The organism is Paenibacillus sp. sgz302191, from assembly GCF_057749925.1.
The window spans coordinates 77792-101756 of record NZ_JBYLHY010000027.1; the positions used below are offsets into that span (position 1 = coordinate 77792).

At 52.3% G+C, this 23965-nt stretch carries 22 protein-coding genes and 1 other annotated feature; of the genes, 3 read left to right on the forward strand and 19 right to left on the reverse strand.

Going from position 1 to position 23965, the window contains the following annotated elements; translation table 11 throughout:
- Positions 1 to 247 precede the first annotated feature (247 nt).
- The 7 genes from ypeB to AC3G2T_RS29565 form a co-directional block, all read right to left on the reverse strand.
- Positions 248 to 1618, reverse strand: a complete 1371-nt coding sequence (gene ypeB, locus AC3G2T_RS29535; protein WP_474681438.1) for a germination protein YpeB — start codon at positions 1616 to 1618, stop codon at positions 248 to 250.
- A 165-nt stretch (positions 1619 to 1783) separates the two neighbouring features.
- Positions 1784 to 1939: a hypothetical protein gene (locus AC3G2T_RS29540; protein WP_474681439.1), complete on the reverse strand. Its 156-nt coding sequence runs from the start codon at positions 1937 to 1939 to the stop codon at positions 1784 to 1786.
- A 65-nt stretch (positions 1940 to 2004) separates the two neighbouring features.
- A complete protein-coding gene (gene prsW / locus AC3G2T_RS29545; RefSeq protein ID WP_474681440.1) occupies positions 2005 to 2700 on the reverse strand; it encodes a glutamic-type intramembrane protease PrsW in 696 nt (231 codons plus the stop codon).
- Positions 2701 to 2740: 40 nt separating this feature from the next.
- Positions 2741 to 3991 carry a Glu/Leu/Phe/Val family dehydrogenase gene (locus tag AC3G2T_RS29550; protein ID WP_488437792.1) on the reverse strand — a complete coding sequence of 417 codons (1251 nt, stop codon included), beginning with the start codon at positions 3989 to 3991 and terminating at the stop codon, positions 2741 to 2743.
- A gap of 21 nt (positions 3992 to 4012) precedes the next feature.
- Complete coding sequence (locus tag AC3G2T_RS29555) at positions 4013 to 5515, reverse strand: DnaB-like helicase C-terminal domain-containing protein (protein WP_474681442.1); 1503 nt, start codon at positions 5513 to 5515, stop codon at positions 4013 to 4015.
- A gap of 90 nt (positions 5516 to 5605) precedes the next feature.
- Positions 5606 to 6211, reverse strand: a complete 606-nt coding sequence (locus AC3G2T_RS29560) for a genetic competence negative regulator (protein WP_474681443.1) — start codon at positions 6209 to 6211, stop codon at positions 5606 to 5608.
- A gap of 287 nt (positions 6212 to 6498) precedes the next feature.
- Entirely contained in the window at positions 6499 to 6834 is a 336-nt protein-coding gene (locus tag AC3G2T_RS29565; protein ID WP_474681444.1) for a hypothetical protein, read from the reverse strand.
- Between the two features lie 156 nt (positions 6835 to 6990).
- On the opposite strand from AC3G2T_RS29565, the gene AC3G2T_RS29570 reads away from it, so the two are divergent.
- Complete coding sequence (locus AC3G2T_RS29570) at positions 6991 to 7833, forward strand: polysaccharide deacetylase family protein (RefSeq protein ID WP_488437793.1); 843 nt, start codon at positions 6991 to 6993, stop codon at positions 7831 to 7833.
- 72 nt (positions 7834 to 7905) lie between these two features.
- Here AC3G2T_RS29570 and AC3G2T_RS29575 read toward each other — a convergent pair whose 3' ends face one another.
- Positions 7906 to 9555 (reverse strand): stalk domain-containing protein, encoded by a 1650-nt coding sequence (locus AC3G2T_RS29575; RefSeq protein ID WP_488437794.1) that lies wholly within the window; start codon positions 9553 to 9555, stop codon positions 7906 to 7908.
- 289 nt (positions 9556 to 9844) lie between these two features.
- A complete protein-coding gene (locus AC3G2T_RS29580) occupies positions 9845 to 10453 on the reverse strand; it encodes a CPBP family intramembrane glutamic endopeptidase (protein ID WP_474681448.1) in 609 nt (202 codons plus the stop codon).
- 89 nt (positions 10454 to 10542) lie between these two features.
- Here AC3G2T_RS29580 and AC3G2T_RS29585 point away from each other — a divergent pair, with 89 nt between their 5' ends.
- Entirely contained in the window at positions 10543 to 11460 is a 918-nt protein-coding gene (locus tag AC3G2T_RS29585) for a hypothetical protein (protein ID WP_488437795.1), read from the forward strand.
- A 33-nt stretch (positions 11461 to 11493) separates the two neighbouring features.
- On the opposite strand, the gene AC3G2T_RS29590 is transcribed toward AC3G2T_RS29585, so the two are convergent.
- Positions 11494 to 11817 carry a rhodanese-like domain-containing protein gene (locus AC3G2T_RS29590; protein ID WP_474681450.1) on the reverse strand — a complete coding sequence of 108 codons (324 nt, stop codon included), beginning with the start codon at positions 11815 to 11817 and terminating at the stop codon, positions 11494 to 11496.
- A 241-nt stretch (positions 11818 to 12058) separates the two neighbouring features.
- Positions 12059 to 12292, forward strand: a binding site (T-box leader).
- A gap of 74 nt (positions 12293 to 12366) precedes the next feature.
- Between AC3G2T_RS29590 and serA the strand changes: the two genes are divergently transcribed.
- Complete coding sequence (serA, locus tag AC3G2T_RS29595) at positions 12367 to 13947, forward strand: phosphoglycerate dehydrogenase (RefSeq protein WP_474681451.1); 1581 nt, start codon at positions 12367 to 12369, stop codon at positions 13945 to 13947.
- A 431-nt stretch (positions 13948 to 14378) separates the two neighbouring features.
- Here serA and AC3G2T_RS29600 read toward each other — a convergent pair whose 3' ends face one another.
- From AC3G2T_RS29600 to AC3G2T_RS29640, 9 genes are all read right to left on the reverse strand, one after another.
- Positions 14379 to 16259, reverse strand: coding sequence for an ATP-binding protein (locus AC3G2T_RS29600; protein ID WP_488437796.1), 1881 nt, complete (start codon positions 16257 to 16259; stop codon positions 14379 to 14381).
- Between the two features lies 1 nt (position 16260).
- Positions 16261 to 16974 carry a response regulator transcription factor gene (locus tag AC3G2T_RS29605; RefSeq protein WP_488437797.1) on the reverse strand — a complete coding sequence of 238 codons (714 nt, stop codon included), beginning with the start codon at positions 16972 to 16974 and terminating at the stop codon, positions 16261 to 16263.
- 33 nt (positions 16975 to 17007) lie between these two features.
- On the reverse strand, positions 17008 to 18267 hold the full coding sequence (ccsA, locus tag AC3G2T_RS29610; protein ID WP_474681454.1) for a cytochrome c biogenesis protein CcsA: 1260 nt from the start codon (positions 18265 to 18267) through the stop codon (positions 17008 to 17010).
- The gene (resB, locus tag AC3G2T_RS29615) at positions 18264 to 19934 is read right to left on the reverse strand and encodes a cytochrome c biogenesis protein ResB (protein WP_488437798.1); all 1671 of its coding nucleotides are present in this window, start codon (positions 19932 to 19934) and stop codon (positions 18264 to 18266) included. Before resB ends, ccsA begins: the two co-directional genes overlap by 4 nt.
- Before the next feature lie 66 nt (positions 19935 to 20000).
- The gene (locus AC3G2T_RS29620; RefSeq protein ID WP_474681456.1) at positions 20001 to 20537 is read right to left on the reverse strand and encodes a redoxin domain-containing protein; all 537 of its coding nucleotides are present in this window, start codon (positions 20535 to 20537) and stop codon (positions 20001 to 20003) included.
- A gap of 81 nt (positions 20538 to 20618) precedes the next feature.
- A complete protein-coding gene (locus AC3G2T_RS29625; protein WP_474681457.1) occupies positions 20619 to 21365 on the reverse strand; it encodes a pseudouridine synthase in 747 nt (248 codons plus the stop codon).
- Positions 21366 to 21427: 62 nt separating this feature from the next.
- Positions 21428 to 21961: a spore maturation protein gene (locus tag AC3G2T_RS29630; protein ID WP_474681458.1), complete on the reverse strand. Its 534-nt coding sequence runs from the start codon at positions 21959 to 21961 to the stop codon at positions 21428 to 21430.
- 21 nt (positions 21962 to 21982) lie between these two features.
- On the reverse strand, positions 21983 to 22579 hold the full coding sequence (locus AC3G2T_RS29635; RefSeq protein WP_474681459.1) for a nucleoside recognition domain-containing protein: 597 nt from the start codon (positions 22577 to 22579) through the stop codon (positions 21983 to 21985).
- A 12-nt stretch (positions 22580 to 22591) separates the two neighbouring features.
- Positions 22592 to 23788 carry a D-alanyl-D-alanine carboxypeptidase family protein gene (locus AC3G2T_RS29640; protein ID WP_488437799.1) on the reverse strand — a complete coding sequence of 399 codons (1197 nt, stop codon included), beginning with the start codon at positions 23786 to 23788 and terminating at the stop codon, positions 22592 to 22594.
- Positions 23789 to 23965: the final 177 nt, after the last annotated feature.

Below are 23965 nucleotides of genomic sequence, written 5' to 3' on the forward strand. Positions count from 1 at the left end.
CACTGGTTCCCCTTCGGGAGTGGTGCGTATTAGGAAGCACAACGCCACCACCACCGTTTCGGGATGGCAAAAGAACATGTCGTGCAAAAAACTGCCCCGATAGACGTTAGAAAATCGCGCGATACCTCTTTCATAACGCCGAGCCGCACGATGTTCATCAAATCTTCCGCTTGCCAAAATCCGAGCATATATAAAATCTATATATGCAAAAAAGAAAGCGGGAATAGCCCCCGCTTTCCTTGAACGCTTATATTGATTTGGCCGCCGCGACCGTCTGCTCCGGCCGGATCGTCTCGATTTTTTCCTCGGTTCCGGTATCTCCGTTGACGTAGACGCGGTACGTGTTGCCTCTCATTTTGCCGATAAATTCATGGCACAGCACTTCCTGGTCGAGCTCATTCTTGATGACGGCCAGCGAGTGGCCGGACATTTGCATGTGCGGGCTCAACGTTTTGCGCGCTTCTTCCTCGGTCACTTTCGGCTTGCCGATCATGCGCTGTTTGTGTCCGAAAAGGTAATCGGTCGCATGAACGCCCGTCACTTCCAGATTGTCGAGCGCAACAGTGACGCTCACTTGCTCCGGATAGATCAGCACGTCGTCCTGACGCTTGGCGAATATGATGTTCGCATGATTCTGGTATTGATCGTAGCTGACTGCGCTCATATCCTTATAGTCGTGCTGATCCAGGAACTCGTTTGCCGCGTCGCGCGCTTGCCGCAAATCGTACTTCCTTTCATTCACAGTCCGCGGCTTCATGAAGTACACGAGATGGCCGCCCTTTTTCGTGTAGTCCAGGTGAATATCGTTTTCCCGGCCGTCTCCGCCGGGCACGATGACGCTGAAGCTTTGATATTCGGGAGCGCTGCCGCCGTTTTCGACCACCTGAATTTTGGAGGTATCCTTGTGGCCCAAATACTGCGCGGCTTTCTGCTTGATCTCCTCGGCGGTCATCTGTTTGCCGGAGAGCGTGTTGACGTCGTTTTTTTGCAAAATGTTCAAGCTGCCGGGTCCCCAGTTAAGCTCCGGATAAGCTCCCACTTTTTTGTCCACGGTAGTAAAGCCGTCGATGATGGCGTTGTCGCGAACCTCTTTTTGCGAGATCAGGGCGGTTTCCACGTCCATCCAGCGCAAATTTTTGGTCATCACTTTATCCTGCACGCCCCGCAGTTCCTTCGTAATTTCGTTCGAATGGTCGTACAAAGTGTTCAGCGTCTTCATCTCATCTTCCGTCAAAGGCTGCTTCGTCATATCGCGGACAGACATCCGATAGGAGAAGTTGGCCATATTCGCCAGGAAATCCCCCGTTTTGTTAAACGGCAGCAGCGAGAGCGGCAGCTGGTTGATATCGCTTTGCGCCTGGCTGGTCAATCTCCATACATTGACAAGACCTTTCCTGTAGGACGGTTCGGAGGTAGAATTGACCGCCAGCGTGTTTCCAAGCTCGGTATGCAGCTTGTCCACATGGAAGGAAAGATCGTGAAACGCGCGCTGGTACTGATTTTCCGCTTTGATCAAAATCGTGTTTTTCTCCTGATGCTCCAAGTAGCCCCAGACTCCGGCACCGATTAATGCAAGCAAGAGGAACGGGAACAAAACCATACTTAATCTTTTGTACATAACCGCTTCCATTCTCCTTTCATTTCCGCCAAACTTGCCGTTAGTTTCTGCCCGGAAATGAAGGTTTATACATCCGAAATTACTTTACGGAGAATGGTTTCGAGACGCTAAGCGGGACCTGCCCGAAAATGAAAAAAGAGGCCGATTCCATAAGAATCGCCTCTCCTAATCGTCGGTCTCCACGTCGAAATCGTGCTCATTGCTGCAAATGCATTGACGGAATCCCGTTTCGATCTTGCCCTTTTCTTTTTTGCCTTTCAAAACGAATCTTTCGCCGCACTGTTTGCAGCGGATCGTCACTTTGACTCTCGTTTCGGACATGTGCACCCTCCCGGCAATGGCGGAACATTCAACCATACGTCTGTTTATGTCCATTATGGCCAAATTCAGTGCATTTTAATCTTTTCGTCGCGGGAAGCGATCCTCATCGGAGAATGGGCGTTCGCTTTATTCACGCGCCACAGCGTGCGTATCCACAGGTACGTCATCACCGGGATCATGATCCAAACCCAGTACGTTTTGGCCACAAGCAAAATGTAATCGAACACGCCGTGCCATAAAATCGGAAAAAGCAGCGAGTACCACATATACGTTTGCGTTTTGTGCGGCGTAAACTTCGCTTTGCCCAAGTAATAGCCCATCATCACTCCGAATAGCGCATGCCCGGACACAGGAAGCAAAGCGCGAACCATCAACGCGCTGAACGACGACGCGTTCAGGAACGCGTATATAATGTTCTCCAGCGTCGCATACCCCAAGCTGACGGCCACCGCATACACGATGCCGTCATACGGTTCGTCGAACGAGGCATGGCGGTAAATCAAATGATACAAAACGAACCATTTCAAGAACTCTTCAATGCCGCCGGACAAAAAGAAAGCGGTCGTAATGTTGCCATTCCCGATCTCTTCAATAAACGCTCGCTGCAGCACCATAGTCGGATACACAAGTAGCACGCCGAAAATAAACATGCGGACGACCAAATGAATCGGCTCAGTTTCGTAGCGGTCTTTAAGATAAAAATAGGCAAGCAGGGAGAGACCCGGTGCGATAGCTGCCAACAAAATAGACAGTACTTGCATGTATAACTCCCCTTCTGCTTCGTTTTTGCGCGGCCGCTGCTTAGACCCACCCTCTGAACCGGGAGGCTTCGGCCATTTTGCGGACGCCTACCATATAGGCGGCCAGCCGCATGTCGACACCGCGCGTGCTATGAACATTATAGACATTTTCAAAGGACTTTTCCATGACATTTTGCAGCCTGGCATGAACTTCATCTTCCGTCCAGTAATATCCCTGATTATTTTGCACCCATTCGAAATAAGAAACGATGACGCCTCCGCTGCTGGCCAAAACGTCAGGGACGATCAGCACGCCTTTGTCCGTCAATATTTGCGTCGCTTCCAGGGTCGTCGGCCCGTTCGCCGCTTCCACCACGATGCTTGCCTTGATGCGGTCCGCATTGTCGCTCGTCAACTGGTTCTCGATCGCCGCGGGAACGAGGATGTCGCAATCCTGCTCCAAAATTTCCCGGTTCGTGAGCGTATTTTTGAACAGCTTGGTCACCGTGCCGAACGAATCCCGGCGGTCAAGCAAATATTCGATATCGAGACCGTTCGGGTCATACAAAGCCCCGTGCACATCGGAGATGCCGATAACTTTGGCTCCCGCCTCGTGCATGAATTTGGCCAAATAGCTGCCGGCGTTGCCGAAGCCTTGAATGATGACCCGGGCGCCCTGCAGCGCGATATTTTTTTTCTGCAAGGCCTTGTCGATCATGATCGTAACGCCTTTGGCGGTGGCCGTTTCCCGCCCGTGGGAGCCCCCCAGCACCAGCGGCTTGCCCGTTATGAACCCTGGAGCGTCGAACTCCCGGATCCGGCTGTATTCATCCATCATCCAGGCCATGATCTGCGAATTCGTCATCACATCGGGCGCCGGAATGTCTTTGGACGGCCCGACCAACTGGCTGATCGCTCTGACATACCCCCGGCTGAGCCGCTCCAGCTCGCGAAAAGACATATCCCGCGGGTCGCAAATGATGCCGCCTTTACCCCCGCCGTACGGGAGGTCCGAAATGCCGCATTTCAGGCTCATCCAGATCGAGAGCGCCTTTACCTCGTCTTCCGTCACATCCGGGTGAAAGCGCACGCCGCCCTTCGTCGGGCCGACAGCATCATTATGCTGCGCCCTGTAGCCTGTGAACACCTCCACCTTGCCGTCATCCATGCGAATCGGAATCCGCACGGTCAACACGCGCAAAGGTTCTTTGAGCAGTTCATACATTTCGTCGGAGTAGCCCAGACGTCTGAGCGCTTCATGAATGACGGTTTGCGTCGATTCCAGCACATTTAAATTTTCGGTATGAGCCATAGGGACCCCCTCATGGTCGAGTTATTCGGTAAACAATGCCTGATCGTTATGGAAAAATACAGGCAGGAAGCCAAGCGTGCCGTTTCTGTTTTTCGTCAGTTCGAGAGACAGCGGCTGCACGTGATTTTCTTTCAAACCTTTTTGCTTCAAAATCATGACGACATCGGCGGAAGCCTGCACGCCTTCAGGCACATGTTCTTGCCCGGATTCCAGCGCGGATGCGGCGATGATCGGACTGTTCCACTCGCGAGACCACTGCTTAAGCGTGTAGGCGATAGCCGCCTGCTGCTGCTGCCAAGTCAATCCGGCCAATTGCTTGCCTACAGGTATGCGCTGCAGATGATCGATGAAGACGACCGGCTCTTTGCCGGCGATGACGGCAATCCGTTCGATCGAAGCCGCCACCTGATCAAGGCTCGTGTCCATCGTGCATTCCAGCGTCCAGAGCGTCCTGCTGATTTTGCCGTACTGCTTGTTGGCTTCGGCGACTTGATCCGGGTCCGCTTTGCCTCCCAGCACTTTCTGCGGGGCGATCCCGATAATTCTCGCGATGCTGCGGGCCCACAGCTCAAAATTGGTCATATCCCAGGAAACAAAAATAACCGGCGTTTGCTGCAGTGCGATATGGTCCGCCATTTGCTTCAGCAGCATGCTTTTGCCGATCGCCCCGGTGCCGGCCAGCAAGTAGAGACCGGCTCCGAAGCCGCCGAACAAAATCGTGTCCAGCTTGGCAAACCCGGAACTGATGCCCGAAACTTGGCCCCGGAAGCGCTTCATATACTCTTCCAAATAAACGGTGCTGTTTTTGATATCGGGCGCGACGGGCGCCAGCATCGTTTCTTCCACGGCCTCGTTCACCAGCTTGACGAACGCTTCCGCAGGATTTTGCGCCCGCACGAACAAATCGTTAATATCCCGGATCGTTTCCGGCAAATTAACAATATATGTTTCCTTAGCATGTTCGCTTAACAAAGATTCTATGCGGGTGGACTCCCTTCTCCCCGTCTCGTCGTTCCCCATGCAAATGTAAACCCTTTTATTCGCAAAGAGTTGAACGTGATAGTCTTTGAACACGGCGAAATCGGGCACGCATACGGCCGGCAGCCGCGCTTGAGTCAGCATCATCACGTCGAAAATGCCGTTGCAAAGCACGACTTCGTCCGATTCCCGAAGCACTTCATAGTTAAACAGAAACTGATCCACACCGTACAAAGGCTTGTACTTCGGCTCCCTGTGGTCGATCGAGCGTCCGATCAAGTCGACGACCTCACCGTCATAATTGCGAATCGGCACGATAACGCGGTTCTCGAAATAGCCGGCCAATTGATTTTGATCCACATAGAAGCCGATTTTCCCGATTTCAAAACCGATGCCGAACTGCCCGACAGTTTCCTCTGAAATCCCTCTTTTTTGCAAATAAAAATACGCTTCTTCCCGCAATTGCTTTTGATAATAGGATAACAGCTTATCCAAATCAACGGCAGCAGGAGTAGGCGCAATTTGTTTTCGTTCCGATCCAGCCATCTGCAGCGCCCCCAGTTGTTCAACATAAAAAGCACCTTGCAAAAACGAATGTTTTTGAAGATGCTTGTTTCATAACGATTCGAAAAAATGTTACCGGAAATGGTGACACAGCACTTTCACGGCGTCGTCAGCGATAATTACTTTTCCATATTCCTCCAAAATAGCCTGCGTTACCGACGCTGCTTCCCCAAATTCGGAAAGTACGGCAATCAAAGCTTGATATTTGGAATCTTCCAGCTCTACAGGCTCCAATTGCAAAATGTATCTTTCTTTATATGCATACAAGCTTCCGCCTTCCATCAGAAGCGGATTGATAATCTTCGCAACGCGCAGCAAGTCTTCGAAATCGCGAAATGCGTACGAGATCAGATCGCTCTGTTCGAGCGTCACTTCCATTTCATACACTTCGTCAGCCTCATGATCCTCATAGGAATCCGAGTTCGCGTACAAGTCAAGCTTGCCTCTAGTCACGATGACTACCATTCCTTGTGCAGGAAGCGCAAACACCTCGACTGCAAGCGGACCGGACGGATCGAATCCCAGCTCGGAATAAGCCTGATCCATCATTTCGCTAAAAAGCTCATGTACTTTTGGAATTTCCCTCCACATATCGTCTTTTTGAATCCCGCGTTCAGTTAAGTCATCGAATGTTAGGAAAATCCGTATCTTATCCTGACTTAAGCGTTCAATTTTCATGATAGGATCCTCCTCGGAGCTTTCCGACTGGAAAGCCAGCATCGTCAGCGATATCGTTTTTTTGAAAAAAAGCCGCCATCGCAAGCGTGTGGTCTGCTCTCGTTAAAACAGAATATGAGCGAAAATAAAAAAAGGTGAGTGCGAAACGTTAAATTGGACATGCGGCCCTTAACGTTTTCAATTTCCATGTTAACATTTTTTGATGAGAAATGCACGCGAAAGATAAGTATAAATGAAAAAGCACAGCCGGCCCCGTGGGTTCCCTAACTGTGCGCAGGATGTATGTTTTATTGAACGGCCGCCGTATTTTCCTTATTTTGTTCCAATATTTGATTGACCGTAGCTTTCAACGACGAATCTTCATTGACAATTTTTCCGACCTGATGCAGTCCGTCCGCAGCGCCGCCGCCCATAGCTGCCATATTGGCACCCATATTGGCAGCCGATTTTTTAAACGTTTTGTTCGCCAAAGTATTTTTTGCTTTCCCCATCGCCTTGCCCATCGTTTCGCCGGAAGAGCTGAATGCGGAGAACAGCATCGATTTGTTTCTGCGGCTCAAATACATGACGGCCGCCGCGCCCGCAATGCCGCCGAGCAGGAATGTACCCAATCTCAATCTCATTATAATCCCTCCGAAAAAGTAGTATGAATCATAAATAGCTTGTTCGAATCGGAAGGCGGGCATACGCGCTGCGGGCAGGAAATCAAAGGCGATTGCAGCCGGAAAATGTGATAATATAGAGTTGGACATCAATCAGGATCGAGGGAGATTATAAGCATGAAACCATTAAGTCTAGTTTGCATCAGCGCCTGCCTGCTGCTTGGCGGATGCGGTCCGCAAAATGCCGGGCCGGCCCCTGCCAGCAGCAGCAACGTTGCCGCGGCGACGGCCGCACCGACAGCTTCGCCGAGCGCGACGCCGTCACCGACTCCGAGCCCCACGCCTGCGGCAGCGACAGAGCCTCCCGATCAGCAGGTAAAAAAAGAGTATCATATGAACAAAAACTATGATATCGTCCCCAACGATCCGAACGGCAACAAAAAAGTCGTGCTTTTAACGTTCGACGACGGCCCGAAAGAGAAAGAAATGAACGAAGGTCTCATTAATACGCTAAAGAAGCATAACGCCAAAGCGATCTTCTTCATGAACGGCTACCGCATCAAGCAAAAACCGGAGCTTGTGAAGCTGGTGCATGACAGCGGGCAGATTATCGGCAATCATTCCTGGGATCACATCGAATTGAACAAACAAACGGATGCCAAAATCGATCAGCAGATCGATGACGTTCAAAATATCGTCAAGGAGCTTACCGGCGAGGCCCCGCACTTTTTCAGACCTCCCTTCGGCCTTGGCAACGATTATCTCAAAAACAAAATCAAAAATGCCGGCATCCTCTACATGACTTGGTCCAACGGCTCGCTGGACTGGGAAATGACGACGAAGAAAAACGATCCGGACAAAGTGGTCGACAATGTTTTGAAACAGCTGCATCCCGGCAGCAACATTTTGATGCATGAGCTTCCCTGGACCGTCTCGGTTCTCGATTCGCTCCTGACGAAACTGGAGGAAAAAGGGTATTCTTTCGTAGACCCTCGGGCCATCGAGCTCGAGATGAGATAGACCGCCGTGCGCATAGCGAAGGGGCCGGCCCGCAGTCATGATCGATGACTAGCGGGCCGGCCCCTTCGGCGTTTAATAATTGATAGCTACGGTGCGTGTGCTGTCGACGTAGCTGACTTTGGCCCCGAGCGTCTCGGACAGCAGCCTGACGGGAATCATTGTCGTATTCTGAACAAGCTGCGCCGGCGAATCGGTCTCGTGCTCCGTTCCGTTCAGCGAATAGGCGCCGCGCGTCGTATAAAAAACGATCGTCTTATCTTTCTTTTTGTAAATCGCCGCTTTCTGCTGATCGTCCCACGTTACTTCCGCTCCCAGCGCCGCGGCAAGATCCCTGATATACAAGTAAGATGTTCCGTCCTCGATATAAGGCCGCTGCTTCATCGGGAATGAAACCATGTCAAGCTTATAGGCGCTGTCGTTAAGCCCGAAAGTGACCGTATGCGTGCGGTTCAGGCCGAAATTGGCCATTTGCGACGTATAGGCGACGGCATCCTGATGAAGCTTGAGCACTCCCAGGCCGTCAAGCGGCTCGGTTCTAAACGTCCATTCCTTCTCGAACGTCTTGGTCGTGCCGTCATCCAGCTCGGCATTCAGCTTGATCTTGGCCGTGTAGCTCGTATCGAGCTGCAGCGGCTTGGACGGAAGCAAAATAACTCCCGTGTCCAAATGATCGTCATTATCCGGGGTATTCACCAGCAGATTGACGGTTTTGCCGTTCTCATCCTTAAGCTGGGAATCGACCAGGCTTACTTTTTTAACGTTCGATCCGTTGACCGTCGCCATGATCGGATATCCGACCGGATAATCCGTCTGCGGATGGCCTCGAAGCGGGTCCGGCACCTCGTGGCCGCCGAACGAAGTCGGAACGTATACGTCGTTGCCCGCCGGCGATACGGCCAGTTCGGGCAGTCCGCCGTCTGTATAGCCGAATTCGATGACCTGGTAGTCCCCCTTCTTGTATATCCCGATCTCTTTGAGGCCGGGAACCATGAACGGCGATCGGTGGTAAGGCGCATCGAATAAGCTGTCGACCGCTTGCACCAACGTCACCCGGTTGTAGGATACATCCTCGCCGCCGGAGGTCGCATATCCGACATACTGCAGCCGGTCCGCCAGCTTTTGCCCGAAATAGCCGGGAAGCGACGGGTCCTCGTCATGCAGCGAAACGGACGTGCGTACGGCATCGACTTTGTTTTGATCCAAATATTCCGCATGCTTTTGGGCGGCCATATTGAGCGCACTGCTGAATTTGACCGTAGTCAGGCCGAGCTTGGCCCGATAATCGTTGATCGCTTTCAAGCCTTGCTGCTGCTCCGCGGTAGTTGTGCTTGAAAGAACCGTCGCATTAGGCATGATCGTAAAACTCCAATCAAGGGTGGCCGGTTGATAGCCGGACAATGAAAATACGAATCTCGCGGAATAATTCCCCGGCGCCAGATCCGCATCCGGACGATACGTATACGTATCAGCGTCCGGATCGAAGGTAACGCTTTTTTCCTGACCGTTCAAGTAAAAATGATAGCTGTCCGCTTTCTTGCTTTCGCCCAGCTTGACTTCCGCTCCGATATCAGGGCGCGCCAGCCCGACATTTCCCTTGGGAAAAGTCCCATATTCGTAAGACAAGGCGTATGAAGTTTTGGCGGTGGCTAACAGGCCCGAAACTGCCAGACAGACGATCAGACTCATTTTTACGAGCCAGCCGATGCTCCTTGCTTTCCTCATTGGACTGCTCCTTTCTGGTAACAAAAAAAGAAACTATGAATCTATCATAGCTTCTTCCGTATCATCATACAAACTTTGCGGGTTTGGAAGTTTCAGGAATAACGAATTCCCCAGACGGTCAAACCGATAACCAGCATAACGAACAGCCACAACAAAGTGAGATAAAAGATTCGCGTCCATTTCCCCCTCTCCGAGGGGTGGACCGCTTTTCTAGGCGGTAAGTATGTATCATCGTCTTCCTGTGCGCGGTCAGCGTCAGCTGCCGGCATCGGGGTTCGATTGCGGGCGTTCATTCGCTCTCGTCATCCTCCTTGCTGTATCGCAGTATGCAGCCCATCACGAAATCAATGACGAAATGTGCGATAATCGGCGTCCATAAGCTGCCCGTCTGCTCATAAATCCAGCCCAGCCCGTAGCTGATGCTGAACACCATCCCCGTCATCAGCCAGTGCTGCAAGTAACGGATATGGATGGCGGCGAACAAAATGCTTGTCCAATATGGTCCCCAGGCGTATTGAATCGCTCCGCGGAACAATATTTCCTCGCAAATTGCGACAATGATCGAAATGAGTGCGATATGCCAAAGCGGCCGATTGCCGAAAAGCATCTGGTTAATTCCGCCGTCGTCGGTCACTTCCTTGGGAACCCATCTGGATATGAGCAGGTCGCCGCCGAGCACCGCCAGAGCGAACAAAACGCCCCAAAGCGGAATGGCCCAGCCGGATTGAAAATGAAACATGGAAAAGAATTGATGATTGCTCTGAAAAAATATAATGATCAATCCGATAATAATAGTTAGAAGCTGGGTTATGTACAGATTGAGCAGCAGCGTCCGGTCATTTAACTCGTGTAAATCAACTTTGCCGAAGCGGATATTTTTAAAATCGAATTTTTTCATGAAGCTGCCTCTTTCCCTCGCATATTCCCTTTTCCACATATTTCTCCTATACTGAGTTAAAAGAAAAAGAGAGAATAAGGAGCCTGATTATGGATAAGCGCCTGACCCGCACAGATTATTTATTTGCACTGATGTTCATCTTTATGCTCGTATGCATTATGGGCGCTTTTTTTTACGGCCTCAAGGTCGGCCAGCAAAAATCAGACCAAAAGTATGAAAAAATATTGCACGGCAATGAAGCGGTCCAGGAACCCGGAGCGTACGACCAGCAAGTACTGGTTTCCTATTACCATACCATCTTTTTGCCGTTTAGGGAATTTCAGAACAAATGGTTCGAACAGCTCAATCAAATCGAGCTCGGCAGCTCGACGGTCGATTCCTCCGCAGTCATGAAAGAGCTATCCAAGCTAGCCGACGAAAAATACAACGCCCTGCAAGGCAAAAGCATGCCGGCTTCCTCACCGCTGCTGCAGCAGTCGCACGAGGGATACTTGAAAAGCTTGAAGCTGTTCTCGGATACGCTCAAAAACTATCAATCCAAAGCCAACGGAATGCACGGCGCAGAGCTGATCGACGCCATTAAAAAAGATCCCTACTACCTGGAGGCGATCACGCAGGCGCTCACCGCCCAAAAAAATTATTTCGCTTCCATCGTGGCTTGGAACGAGACGATCAATTCGGAGCTGGAGCCTTTCGATTCGAACAAAAATGCCAATCTCGATCAATGGCGGCAAATGAACGTCAACGTGAAAAACCTTTACATCACGGCCAAGCTGCTGAACAACAAATCGTTCACGCCGTTCTATCCGCAGGATTTGACGATTCGCATCGACGATTTCATCGCTTCCGGACAAGCTAAAAAATTGAACACCGCCGATGTGAACCAGACGATGGATCTGCTGCTCAGCACGAACGCCGTGCGCTCCGGGGATTTCGTAAAAGGAAAGGCCAAATGGTACAACAACGAGCCGCTCCCTCAGCTCCCCTTCTTTTTCGACGCGAATTGACCGATTCCGAACCGGGCCAGCAGGCCCGGTTTTTTAGTCGTATTGAAAGCCGCGAAGCTCGCCGACGGCCGCCATACCGCCTTCAACGTTGATGACGCGGCCGTATCCGTTTTCGGCCAAAAATCCGCATACATGATAACTTCGCACGCCATGCGCGCATACGACGTAAACGTCCTGATCGCCGGGCAGCTCGCCCAGACGCCCGGGAATATCCCGCATAGGAATAAGAACCGCGTCATCCAAATGGTAATACTCCCATTCGTGAGGTTCTCTCACATCGACGACCAAGCTTTCCTTCAGCTTGCCGCTGTCAAGCAGCTCAAGAAACTTCGCCGGATGAATGCTTGCAATCTCCACGTGTATCCTTCCTTTCAGCATGCATATCGGTAATATTTGTTTCTTTATGAAGAATAGCGAAATTTGTACGCAAGATCAAGCAAAATACCTTGCTTTTTGTCCTGTTTTTAATATAGAATGAGATCGAAAGCGATAGTTTTTGAAACAAACGAGCATTATATGGCGTACATGTGAAATTTGAATCGACACCTATTGACACTCCCTTGAGCCGCATGTTACTCTAATGAAAATTTTATATCGCAGTGAAGCGTTGACGGAGCCAAGCAAACAGTAGTAGCTTTCAGAGAGCCGATGGCAGGTGCGAATCGGCAGTGAACATGTTGCGGAGCACTCCAGAGTTGTTGCATTGAAAACCCAGTAGATGCAATCGGAATGGGAACCCGTTACAGTTCCAGGTCGCAAGACCAGTGAGGCTGTCCGTGCAAGCGGCCAGCGAATTAGGGTGGTACCACGAAAGCTAGCTCTCGTCCCTTCTGGATACAGATATATTTGTCTGTACCGAAGGGCTGGGAGTTTTTTTATGCGAAAAATTTGGAGGAGGAAACAATTATGTTCAAAGTGTTAGTATCAGATCCGATCAGCGACATGGGTATTCAGATGCTTTATGATGCAAGCGACGTTGAGGTTGTCAAACAACCGGGACTGTCCGAGGACGAGCTCGTCGCCATTATCGGCGAGTACGATGCACTGCTTGTACGCAGCCAGACGAAAGTTACCGAAAAAATTATGAACGCGGCTCCCAAGCTGAAAGTAATCGGCCGCGCCGGCGTCGGTGTCGACAACATTGACCTGGAAGCCGCCACCAAACGCGGGATCGTCGTCATTAACGCTCCGGACGGCAACACGATTGCTACTTGCGAGCTGACTTTCGCCATGATGATGTCGGTTGCCCGCTCCATTCCGCAAGCGTACAAAAAAACTGTCGGCGGCGAGTGGGACCGCAAATTTATCGGCGTCGAGCTGCGCGGCAAAACGCTCGGTATTCTCGGCATGGGCCGCATCGGCAGTGAGGTAGCCAAACGTGCAAAAGTATTCGGCATGGAAGTCATCGGCTACGATCCGTTCCTGACCGAAGAGCGCGCCGAGAAACTGGGAGTCAAGCTGGGCACTGTCAATGAAATTGCCGCTCAGGCCGATTTCATTACCGTTCATACGCCATTGACGCCCGAGACCCGCCACTTGATCGGCAAACCGCAATTCGAGCTGATGAAAAAAGGCGTTCGCATCATCAACTGCGCGCGCGGCGGTATCATTGACGAATTGGCACTGGTCGAAGCGATCGATCAAGGCATCGTAGCCGGAGCCGCTTTCGACGTATTCGAAGTGGAACCTCCGCAAAAGGATCATCCGTTCCTGAACAATCCTAAAATTATCGTAACGCCGCATCTCGGCGCTTCCACTGTTGAAGCTCAAGAGAATGTAGCGATCGACGTATCCGAAGAAGTGCTGCACATTTTGCGCGACGAGCCGTTTAAAAACGCGGTGAACATGCCTCCCGTTCCTGCCAACGTGCTCAACAAGCTGCAGCCGTACTTTAATCTCGGCGAAAAAATCGGCAGCATTCTCGGACAAGTTACTCATGGCGCGGTAAACGAAATTATCGTGAACTACGCAGGCGATTTGACCGATGTCGATACGAGCCCGCTTACCCGTTATATCGTAAAAGGCTTGTTTGAAAAACAGCTCGAATCGATCAACATCGTTAACGCCATGCATATGGCCAAAACGCGCGGCGTCAATATCATCGTCCAGCAATCGAACGCTTCGAGCAGCTTTACGAACCTCGTTACCGTAACCGTAAAAACGAAGCAGGAAGAAAAAACGTTGGCAGGCACGCTGCTGGCGGGCTTCGGGGAACGGATCGTCCGCATCGATCAGTATCCGGTCGACTTTTCCGCGGAAGGCAACCTGCTGCTCATTTCGCACAACGATAAGCCGGGCATTATCGGCCGCGTCGGTACGCTTCTCGGCAGCAACGACGTGAACATTGCGACCATGCAAGTGGGCCGTAAAGTGATCGGCGGCTCCGCGATCATGGTGTTGACCATCGACAAGCCGGCTCCAGCCGAAGTATTGGAAGAGCTCGGCAAGCAAGCCGAAATCGTAAACGTCCGCGCGCTTGCGATCTAGGAGTCTGTCCGATGAACCACGTAGAAGGTATATATATAAAATGACAGTAATTATGGAGCGTGAGCGGCAAGATATGCAGTCATTATTCAGTGGGTATGCACAAAAGTAACTCCGTCGGACAGACTCCTAATTGAAAATAACCGCATTGTTTCACGAACAACAAGATTAATTTTGAATATTCTACAAAAAAAGAGGCGTTTGCTGGAAGAACTTCAGCAAACGCCTTTTTAGTGTCGAATAGTCGCTTAGGTGTGGCACGAAGCATGAGAGCTTTCGTATCCGGTATCGGGACAGGCTCTTAGGAGTCTGTCCGATGAACCACGTTGAAGGTATATGAATGCAAAATGACAGTAATTATGCTGCGTAAGCGGCAATGTATGCAGTCATATTCCCCGGCATGCACAAAAGTAACTCCGTCGGACAGGCTCTCTTTACCTCGGGTTGCACGGCAGCAAAATGGTGAACGTCGTGCCCTGCCCTAACGTGCTTTGCACGGATACGCTGCCGTGGTGCGCGTCGACTATGTTTTTCACGATGGCGAGTCCGAGGCCTGTGCCGCCGGAGGAGCCGCGCGTACGCGCTTTGTCGGCCTTGTAAAAGCGCTCGAAAATGTACGGCAGGTCGTCGGCCGGGATGCCCTTTCCCGCATCGCTGACTTCGATGCGGATCGCCGGCTGGTCCTTATAGACCGCCGGCTCAGCCTTCACGGCAATACGCGCCCCGCCGGCGGTATGCCGGAACGCATTGTCGAGCAGGTTCGTCAGCACCTGCTCGAGCCTGTCCTCATCCGCGCTGGCGAGGATGAGGGGCTGCTCCGGCAGCTCGGCGCTCAGCGCGATGCCGCGCTCTTTGGCCAGCACCGCGAATTTGCGGTGCATGCGGCGCACCAGGGAGTCGACTTCGACCTCCCTGAAGTAAAGCTCGAGATGGCCGGCCTCCATCCTCGCCAGATCGAGCAGGTCGCGCACGAGACGCCCCATGCGGAGCGACTCGTCGTGGATGACCTGCGCCAGCTCTTTGCGCTCCTCGGGCGTGCCCGCGATGTCGTCGAGCAGCGCCTCGCTGTAGCCCTGCAGCATCGACAGCGGCGTGCGCAGCTCGTGCGACACGTTCGCGACGAAGTCTTTGCGCAGCTTGTCGAGGCGCTCCTCCTCCGTGACGTCGCGCAGCACGGCTACCGCGCCGCGCACCTGGTCGCGCGAATACAGCGGCGTCATCGCCACCGACCATACGCCGCTTTGCACGTAAAGCTTGGACGACGCTTCCGACGACTCGGCGACGACGGCTTCAAAGAGCGGAATGAGCGGGACAGGTATCGGCTCTTCGGAAGGAAAGCTGAAGCTGGTCAGCCCCCAATCGCCCAGCGCGGTGTCCTGCTTCGGCGGACGCTTCCTGTCCTCCTCGGACCACTCGATCAAGTTCCATTCCTGAACGATCTTCCCGCCCTTCGGATTCGTCAAAATGACCGAACCGTCCGCATCGAGCGTAATGACGGCATCGGTCATACTTCTCAAGACACTGGACAAATGTTCTTTTTCCTCGCTGAGCGCCTCGATGCTCTCCCGCAGCTTCGTGCCCATATGGTTGAACGTCTTGGCAAGCTCTCCGATCTCGTCCTTGCTCATAATCGGAACGCGCGTGCCGTATTCGCCCAACGTAATTAAATCGGCCGCTTTTTTCAGCTGCTGCAGGGGACGCGTAATTCGCGAAAACAGGAAAAAGGCGAAAAACGTCGTCATCAGAAACCCTACGATCGACACGTAGATGAACAGCTTCAGCATGTACTGCTGCGTAGCTTCAAACGACTGCAAAGATTGATACAGCACCGTGGCCCCGACGATGCTGGACTGCGTGTTGCGCAGCGGGACGGCTACCGCCAAATATTCGGCCCCGGAAAATAATTTCCCGCCGCCGTCCTTGCCGATCTGCTTGTTCAGCACTTGGCCCGCCAGCACTTGTTCGAGCTCGCTCACGGAGAAAAAATCCGCGGTGTGAAAGTCGGCAAGCTTGCTTCCTTCCACTTCCGGCATAGGGGTTTCTTTCAACTCCCTGGAAACGACGAGCATCCTCGCATCCTGAAAACTGAGCAATTCATTGCTCAGCTTATAAAACTGCTCGTCATACAAATGCCGCGAAGCTTCATTGGAAAACTGCTCGGCCAGCTTTTCCATATTGGCTCTCTGGTCGTTCGCCTGCGCAAAATAATTTTGCATATAATTGACAAGAAAAAAGCCCAGTATGAGCAGTACAACCGCAACCAGGCCAATAATCGTCAACCATAATTTTCCTACGACGCTTCTGAAAATAAACACGTTATTTAGGCACCTCTAACTTATACCCTACTCCCCATACGGTCGTAATCATCGCCGCCGCATCAGTGGAAACTTTGTTCAGTTTTTCGCGCAGACGTTTGACGTGAGTGTCCACTGTGCGCAAATCGCCAAAAAATTCGTAATTCCAAACGTCCTTGAGCAGCTCTTCGCGCGAAAACACTTTATCCGGCGATACCGCCAAATAATGCAGCAGCTCGTATTCTTTCGGCGTCAGAGCGACTTCCTGCCCGCCTGCCGACACGCGATGCGCATCGTGTTCGATGACCAGATTCGGGAATACGATGTTATTGCTGGAACCGGCATCTTTGGACAAATAAGCGGTCGCCGACGAACGGCGCAAAATCGCCTTGACCCGGTAGATGACCTCTCGCGGACTGAACGGCTTGACCACGTAATCGTCGGCACCCACCTCAAAGCCGCTTACGCGGTTCGTCTCTTCGCCTTTGGCCGTCAGCATAATGACCGGTGTGGATTTCACCTGGCGCAGTCTGGCGCAAACTTCAATTCCGTCGATTCCAGGCAGCATGACGTCGAGCAATATCAAGTCGAAATCGGAGTCGACCGCCATGCGCAGCGCCGTCTCGCCGTCTTCGGCTTCCTCGATCAAGTAGCCTTCCTTTTCCAAATACATCCGCAGCAGTCTGCGAATGCGTTCTTCATCGTCAACAACCAATATGCTAGCTTTTATTTCCACCAGTCTCACATCCATTTCCAATTAAGTTGTCTTTTAAACCCCGGCGTACGAGTGGAGACCGGCAATGACCAGATTCACTCCGACCAAAGTAAACATCACGACCAAAAAACCGATGACGCACAGCCACGCCGACCGTTTGCCCTGCCAGCCGCGCGACAGCCGCAGGTGCAAAACAACGGCATAGAACAGCCATGTGATTAAAGCCCATACTTCTTTCGGGTCCCAGCCCCAAAATCGGCCCCATGCTTCCTGCGCCCAGATCATCGCAAAAATAAGCGCTCCGAGCGTGAACACCGGGTACCCGATCGCGATGGCCCTGTAGCTGATTTCATCGAGGTCCTCGGGATCCATGCTGTTAAGAATCGGACTTATTGCCGCTCCGAGCGGCTTCCGCGTCACAAGACGGGCCAGACCGTAAAGCACCAATCCGAGCAAAACCGACCAAATGACCGTGTTCAATTTCCGTCCCGCACTGGCCCCCTCCATCCATGAAGGAGCTTCGAAAAGCGGCTGCTGCATGCCGAGGAACGGCGTCATTTCGGCTACCGCCGTGCCGTGCGGCTTAACGATAGGCGGCAGCACGTACGTTTCGCTCTGGGCGTTCGTCACGGAAGCGCCGGAAACGTCCGTTGCCGTAACTTCTTTGGTGAACACCGCTTTATATCCTGCTGCATTGAAAGAAAATATGGAACCGATAAAAGCAATGAGTATAAGGATAAAAAACAAGGTGAATTCAACGCCGCGCTGCTCCCGCTTTTCACCCGCCGAAGTTCCCTTGTAGTTGACCGTGCGGAGCAAATACATCAAGCCGCCGGCAAAGCCTACCGCGAAGAAAGCTTCGCCTGCCGCCGCAGTCGTCACGTGTATTTTCAGCCAATAGCTTTGCAGCGCCGGAATGAGCGGCTGCACTTCGCTGGGAAATACGGATGCATAAGCGATCATGATAAAGCCGATCGGCAGCGCAAACACGCCAAGCACCGGTGTGCGGTATATCAAATATACGATCAGGAAGGCCAACATGATCATCATGCCCAAAAAAGTCATGAATTCGTACATGTTGGAGGTCGGAATATGGCCTCCCTCATACCATCTCGTAAAGAAGAAAGTCGCCTGACAGACGAATCCGGCAACGGAAACGACGAATGCGGCGAAGCCCCACCGCTTCGTATGCTCTTCCGGGTTCCTGTTGCTCCACGTTTTTCCGGTGATCGAAAGGACAAAAAGCAGAAAAGCCGCTATATATACGAAAAAAGCGATGAATAAAAACGTGCTGCTGACCGAGCTTACATTCACTCTTGCTTCTCTCCCCTTTCCAATGTTTTAGGCAAGACAGGAATGTTGTTTTTGCTGAGTGCGGCAGCCACTTCGTTGCGCAAGCCGAACCAGTTTTTGTTCGTGTGCGCGCCCAGCGTAAGCCGGCCGTTATCGATGCGCAGCCATACCCGCCGATGCTGCCAGTAAAAGCCCATAATGACGCCGATCATAAAAATCGCCGCCCCGACCCAAATGTAGGGCATCGCTTTATCGACCCGGATATTCAAATACGAGGTGTATTCCGCGAATTGCACGCCATCCATAGATTTGACGGACAAGTTCAGCTTCTTGCTGATTGCGCCGTTAATCGCATCCTGGCTGAACGCTTCTTTATCAACCTGCCGCGGGAAGTACATGTAGGGCTCTCCCCCTTCGGCAAGACCGGGCCCCGTGATGCTGAATATGAACGCAGGCGCTTTCGGTTCGTTCGATTTGCTGATCGGCTGGCCTTTTTCATCGATGCCGAATTCCGGGAAATAGCCTTTCAGCTTCAGCTTGTAAGGTCCGGCCTGGTATTCGTCCTTCGGATTGTTCATCGGAAGATCGATCGTCCCGTACACTTCGCCGGTCTGCGGATTACTCAGGTTCGGTTTCACGGAAATCAGCATAAGCGTCTGCTTATAATCGAACTGGTACGCCTTAAGCCCTTTATAATCCATAGGCTCGTTCACCAAAATGTTCGACCTTTGGACTTCTACGAGCACAGGCTCTTTCGCCGGGTTGCCGCAATCGGCCGTGCAGTGATAAAGCACCGCCTGCGTTTCGTACGTTTTGGGCACGACCTGCCCCTTGTCCTTAATGCTCTTCGGCAGAGCGCTTTCATCATAAAATGCAAGCGTAAACTTTTCATTTTTCAAGTAAAAAGAAGTGTTCGGGATGCGCTTGGTTTCGCCTTCCATAATTCCCATATACTGATCCATGTGCCAGCCCGGAATGCTTCTCATCAAGACGCCGAGCAAAAAAATGATCAGACCGATATGGTTAATATAAGGCCCCCACCGGCTGAACCGGTACTTCTCGGCAAGCAGCGCGGACCCGTCCGCTTCCTTATGTATGCGGTAATTGCGTTTGCGAAGCAGAGCGCCGATTTGGCTTGTCCATTCGGCCGGATCGGTTCCGGGCGGCAGCTCTGCCGTATAGGTCACCTTTTGCCTCGTCAAAAAGCTGATGTGTTTGCGGATTTGCTGCTTTGATAACGCTTTGTAGAGCGGGAGCACGCGATCCAGGCTGCACACGACCAGCGAGGTGCCGATCATAAACAGCAGGGTGATGAACCACCACGAGTTGAATGTGTGCGACAGCCCTAGCTTGTAATAGATCGTGCCTAGCGTCCCGTAATTTTGCGCGTAATATTGCGCCGGATCCATATCGAGAAACGTGTTTTCCTGCGGATAGATCGTGCCGACGGCGGAAGCGAGCAAGGTGGCGATAATGATGTACACCGCAATTTTAACCGAGGAAAAAAAGTTCCAAACCCGGTCGAGCGCGGAAGGGTTTGCTTTTTGCGAGCGGCGGGCCATCCCGTCGTAACGCATTTCCAGAACGCCGCTGCCGTCATCGTCTTCCAGAGGCTTGCCGCAGGATTCGCAAAGCGTCGTGCCGATATGGTTCTGATGGCCGCACTCGCATTTGGTGTTGGTAAACATGATGAACCTCCTCGAAGTTTTCTGCGAGGAAAACTTGCTTAGTTAACTCAGCCTGAGCTTCGGCCTCTATTCTTTTTTGCCGGCAATCGAGGCTATCGTCTGGTCAATGTACGATTCGTTCATTTGACCGATTCTTTTCACGGCGACTTTGCCGTCCGCACCTATGAAAAAGGTAGTCGGGTAGTCCATAACCCCGTACATTTTGCGGACTTCTTCCTGCGCGTCGAGCAGGACAGGCAGGCTCAGCTTGTACTGATCCATAAAGCTTTGTACCGTCACCTTGTTTTTGTCCACGTTAACTTCCAGGAATACGACGCCCTGCTGGCTCCATTTTTCATACTGCTTCTGCAGCGCCGGCATCTCCTCTTTACATGGCGGGCAGAAGGTGCCCCAGAAGTTGATCAGCACCGGTTTCCCTTTGTAGTCCGACAATTTGTGCGTGATGCCGTCCAGCCCGACCAGCGAGAAATCGAGCGCTTTGTCTCCTTCCTGCGGGTATTTCTTGTTTTCCGTAGCTGACAAATTCGTAATAATGGTAAACACGCCAATAATAAGCACGACAGCGAATATCGCGATCTGTACCCATTTTTTATTTGCTCCCACGCCATCATCACCTTTTGTTCACATTTTTAGCCATTTTACAGACGTACCTATGTTCAATTATAACGAAAAGAAGACCAAATCCTATTGGCCTTTTTGAATATTATGTGTCTGGTTTGCGGCATCCACGAGTTCCTTGATCTCGTTCGGCGTCAAATGGCGGTACTTGCCGCGGGGCACTCCCGTTAAAAAGAGCGGGCCGAATTTGATGCGTCTCAGCTTGATCACCGGAAACGAAATGGAATCGAACATCCGGCGCACCTGACGGTTTCTGCCTTCGTAAATCGTAATTTCGACGACCGTCTCATTTCTCTCGGGATTGACGTCGGCATATTCGACTTCGGCCGGAGACGTCATGCCGTCTTCAAGCTGCACGCCGTTTCTCAGCTTGTCCAGCAGCGAGCCGTGCGGCACTCCTTTGACCGTTGCCTGGTACGTTCTCGGCACGTGATGTTTCGGGTGCGTCAGCAAATGCGCAAACTCCCCGTCGTTCGTCAGCAGCAGCAGCCCTTCCGTATCGTAATCGAGCCGACCGACCGGGTATACGCGCTCTTTGATGCCGGGCAGGAAGTCCGTAACGACTTTGCGGCCGCCGGGATCGGTAGCGCTTGTGATGACACCCTTCGGTTTATTTAAAAGCAGATACAGTTTTTTCTGTTGGTTAATCGTCCGCCCGTCCACTTTAATCTCGTCCTGCTTGGGGTCCACCTTCACGCCGAGCGTCGTGACCACCTCTCCATTCACTTGCACTCTTCCCGCCGTGATGATGTCCTCACACTTTCTGCGGGAAGCGATACCCGCTTCTGCCAATACTTTTTGCAGTCGTTCCATTGTCCGCTTTCACCTCAAGCTAATGATAACGATTTATGAAGCAAATCACAAGAGCGCAGCGGTCAAGCGAACACAAGATAGCAAATAAAAATGGAGGCGGCGAAGCCGACCAGGTCGGAAATAAGCCCGACTTTGAGCGCGTAGCCGGCTTTGCGGATACCGATCGCGCCGAAGTAGACGGTGATGACGTACAGTGTCGTATCGGTGCTGCCCTGGACCGTCGAGGCGATCCGCCCGATCATCGAATCCGGTCCGAACTGCTCGATCAAGTCCGTTGTAAAAGCAAGCGATCCTGCCCCCGTTATCGGACGCAGGATGGCCAGCGGCAAAACTTCGGTCGGGATGCCGATGCTTTCGAAAAACGGCCGCGTCCAGGAAATAAGCATATCCATCGCGCCGGACGCCCGAAATACGGAGATGGCTACCATCATGCCCACGAGGTGCGGAATAATTTTGATCGCGGTGTCGAAGCCGTCCTTGGCTCCATCGACAAACGATTCGTAGACCGGAACTTTGCGGTACGCCGCGTACAGCGGAATAAATACAATCATGACGGGGATGGCCCATGCGGAAATAACGGATACGATGGCGTACATGGCAAATCATCCTTTCGGCGCTTATTTGGACGGAGGCAGAGGCGTAGCCGATCTGCGGTACCAGCGGTCGACAAGGATAGCGGCCGCCGTGGAAATCGCCGTGGCGATCAACGTCGTTCCGACGATTTCAGCGGGATTCACCGAATTGTAATTCATGCGAATGGCAATTAAAGTCGTCGGAATTAACGTAATGCTCGACGTGTTGAGCGCGAGCAGCGTGCACATGGCCGGGCTCGCCGTATCTTTATGCGGGTTCAGCTTCTGCAGCTCCTGCATCGCCTTGATGCCCATCGGTGTCGCCGCATTGCCGAGCCCCAAAATGTTCGCGCTCATATTGGACATAATATAGCCGATCGCCGGGTGATTTTTCGGTACGCCGGGAAACAGGAAGCGGACGAGCGGACGCAGCAGCACGGCCAGCTTGCCGAGAATGCCGGCGTCTTCGGCGATCCGCATCATGCCGAGCCAGAAGACGAGAATGCTGATCAGCCCGAAGCATACGGTGACCCCGCTTTTGGCCCCGTCGAACGCAGCCTGCGTGACGGCTTCCACATTGCCGTTCACAGCGGCGACCACAAATCCGACAACGATAAAAAACAACCAGATCCAGTTCACCACGGCGCTTTCCCCCTAATCGTCCGAAGCGGATTCGGAAATTGAGAACAGCTTTTGAATCAGCAATTTGCAAATAAATTCATAGCGCGAAATGAGCGTTTCTTTGTAGACGGGCCCCTGCTTGAAGCTGAAGGCCGACTGGTCCTGTTCCTTCAGACGCGGACTTCCCTTGTCGTACAGCGGGATCGCGGTGATCGGCCGCTCGTTCAAATACAGTTTGAGCACGCCTCTATCACCAAGACGGTATGCCGTGCTGGCCGGATCGACCAGCTCCAGTTTTTTGCTGATCGTCCCGCTTTCGCCGTCCGCCAAAGGATAAGACGTCGTCCTGCCGACGACCCAAGGCGTCCCCTCGATGCCTTCGCCTTTCAAAGCCAGCTGCTGCAGCGGATAATATTGAAATCCGTACTGCAGCAGCCTTGCATGATCCGCCCAATCGTTCGGATCGTTAAGCGTGACGACGGCAAGCTGCTGGCCGCCGCGGGACGCCGAACTTACGAGACAGCGTTTGGCGAGCTTGGTATAGCCGGTTTTTACGCCGTCTGCGCCTTCGAACATGCTCAGCATTTTGTTTTTGTTGAGCCAGGTGTAATCCCAGCTCTCGCTCGGGTTCGGAACTTTTTTCATCTTGGTGCTTACGATTTCCTGGAAAATCGGATTTTTCAGCGCATAAGCCGTCAGCTTGGCCATATCGTTGGCGCTGGAGCGGTGTCCTTCCCCCTCATCCAGACCGGAAGGATTCGTGAAATTCGAGTGATCCATCCCGAGCATTCTCGCTTTTTCATTCATCATGTAGACGAAGCCTTCGACGCTGCCCCCTATATGCTCGGCGATCGCCGTGGCCGCATCGTTGCCGGACCGCAGCATCAGTCCGTAGAGCATATTGTGCAGGCTCATTTCTTCGCCCAGCTTCAAGTAGATCGACGAACCTTCCTTGCCGAAAGCGTTTTTGCTGACTTTGACCTTATCGGACAGCTTGCCGTTTTCAATGGCTACAATGGCGGTCATAATTTTCGTCAGGCTGGCTATGCGCATCGGAACGTCTCCCTTTTCGCTGTACAAAATCCGTCCGGATTCCACATCGATAAGGGATGCGCCGACCGCATTCGTATCGATCTGGGGCGGCGGAGCGGCCTGAGCGGTGCCCACCGGCAGCAGAAGCATCGCCACAATCGCCGGCCACAGCACGGTTTTCATCCAATTCGTTTTCATCCTTATCCTCCTACCCTGGAAGAGCTTGTAGCTTGTACATACAATCAAAGCGGACGGCTGCAAGTTGTCCGTGCCAAAACTTTGTACAAGTATATGCGGCAGGCGAACGGATATGCAAAAGCCGGTTTCGCTCTGCCGAAAAGAATGCGAAAACCGGGTCCGCGGCGCATCGATTCG